4 protein-coding genes are annotated in these 1,907 nt (G+C 52.3%); 3 read left to right on the top strand and 1 reads right to left on the bottom strand.

The window, feature by feature from the left end:
- The first annotated feature begins 174 nt into the window (after positions 1-174).
- Positions 175-603: a hypothetical protein gene (locus EOD07_RS32835; RefSeq protein WP_127238196.1), complete on the top strand. Its 429-nt coding sequence runs from the start codon at positions 175-177 to the stop codon at positions 601-603.
- Between the two features lie 152 nt (positions 604-755).
- Here EOD07_RS32835 and EOD07_RS32830 read toward each other — a convergent pair whose 3' ends face one another.
- Positions 756-1,244 (bottom strand): hypothetical protein, encoded by a 489-nt coding sequence (locus EOD07_RS32830; protein ID WP_127238195.1) that lies wholly within the window; start codon positions 1,242-1,244, stop codon positions 756-758.
- A 132-nt stretch (positions 1,245-1,376) separates the two neighbouring features.
- Here EOD07_RS32830 and EOD07_RS32825 point away from each other — a divergent pair, with 132 nt between their 5' ends.
- Entirely contained in the window at positions 1,377-1,670 is a 294-nt protein-coding gene (locus EOD07_RS32825; RefSeq protein ID WP_127238194.1) for a hypothetical protein, read from the top strand.
- An 8-nt stretch (positions 1,671-1,678) separates the two neighbouring features.
- A partial coding sequence (locus EOD07_RS32820) for a hypothetical protein (RefSeq protein ID WP_127238193.1) occupies positions 1,679-1,907 on the top strand: 229 nt, incomplete at its 3' end.

Here is a 1,907-nt window from a genome sequence, read left to right as displayed (position 1 = left end):
GCCGCGCGATCCTTCGACGACATATGCAGCGCACTCAAGGACATATGCGACCTGTTCGACCCGCTACAGTGCAGAAACTTCTTCAAAGCTGCCGGTTATGAGGCCAATTAAACGCGACATGCTTTAATCGAACCTTTCTGAGGTTCAGCTTGCAGGTTGATCGGTCTTCCTCTGATGCAATATTTTAAAATACGGCCGCACCCGGCTGGCGGGATTGGCAAAGGCACGGTTCTCGACTCGAGCGTTCATCCACCGATCGTAACCAAGCTCCACTACGAGGTAAACGCATGGTTCGGGGATGTGATTGTTGCGACGTTTCCCTGTTTCCTTGTCACTGAAGAGGCCCAGCGCGCGTTGGAGAATATGGGCTTTTCAGGCGCAACGTTCGCCGACGCAGAGGTGACGACCTCGGAAGAATTTCAGGAAGATCAACCCGGCGTGGTACTGCCGCGTTTCGTTTGGTTGAAAGTGCATGGAAAGGCGGGTCAGGACGACTTCGGGATCGCGGTGCCCTTCCGCCTCGTCATTTCGGAACGCGCTTTTGATCTGCTTGATTCGTTGGGTATTTTCGTTGCGATAGTCGAGCCTTACGACCGCGAGTAGATCGCAATTGGCGGTATCAGCGCACTCAATCCGTGAAAGCGACTCCGCTTGTTAAGGTCCGCTATTGTTTTAGATAGGCCGAATAAAAAAAGTGCACTGTCACCGTAATTCACTTGAAGTGTGGAGTTCTGAAGCCGCTATTCCTACTGCCGCTACCCATTTTTCCGGAACGACCGGGCAATTCGCTTGGCGATTGGCCCGAAAATGGCTTGGTCTTTCATGTTCCAGGTCAAGTCGAAACAGATGAAATTCTGATCATCGTGTTTCTGGCACATACCGTAAAAAATTACATTGCTATTCACACGTGTTCCAGAAATGACACCGAGATCACGTTTATCAAGCTTATAGTATATATGATAATCGTCATCGTCATTGATGAACATTGCTTCAATTTCGTCGTACGGATTTGCCGTGCTGTTCGGTTTGTACTGATCAAACTGGACGTCTGGGTAACTTTTCGGTTGAAAACGAGTTCCGTTGGCAGTTACATCCATGTGTTCGACCTTGCCGTCGGCAAAGAAGGAGGGAATCTGGATCTGGCTCCCGCCGGTCGTGGAAACGATCCATTTGATCGGCTCCCCGGCAGCGGCAGGCGGCGCCGACGCGACCAAAAGGCCAAGTGTAAAGACGAGTGCTTTCACGGCGTTGTCCCCCGGCGACATTCGCTAAACGACGTCGGCGCTGCTGAGGCAATCGACATCTTCATCGCCAGACATTAAGGCCATGCATCCATAGCGTGTGTGGTTTGCTGGTTCAATCTGGGGGAGGCTATCATGGCAAAAATAACAAAGCTGTTGGATATCGTCGGGCGGCTGTCGGATTTCGACGAAGAGGACACAATCTATGTGTCGGAGCCTTGGACGGAAGATTCCGATGCGATGGTCGCGACTGCACCGGACGATAGTATAGTGCCACCGAAGGCGGCGGCCGAAGCGGGTTTGACATACTTCATCGAAATATTCATCGCGATCGAATTTACCGAGGCCTGGGTCGCGTCCCAGGAGGAAAAACCCAGCCTGTCGGCCATTTGCCAACGGCTTATCGAATACGCCACCTATGACGCGTGAGAGGGAAAATGGCGACCGAGAAGCGTTATGAAGGAAAGCCGCTGCTTAGGCTACTAGAGCTATATGTTCTGAAGGCGATTGGAGAACTCTCTCGGGAGTCGGAAGAATTGCTGAACGCCATGGCTCCCAAGCTGCAGGCCATCTATGGCGGCGACGGACGATGGGAAGATGCTATCGCCAAGGCTCTTCACATGCCCGACACGATGCCGGATGCAATCGGCGATATGTGGAAGAAGA

It is taken from the genome of Mesorhizobium sp. M2C.T.Ca.TU.002.02.1.1, assembly GCF_003997225.1.
The sequence above is the reverse complement of the archived record's forward strand: the minus strand, read 5'-3'. Positions and strand labels throughout refer to the sequence as shown.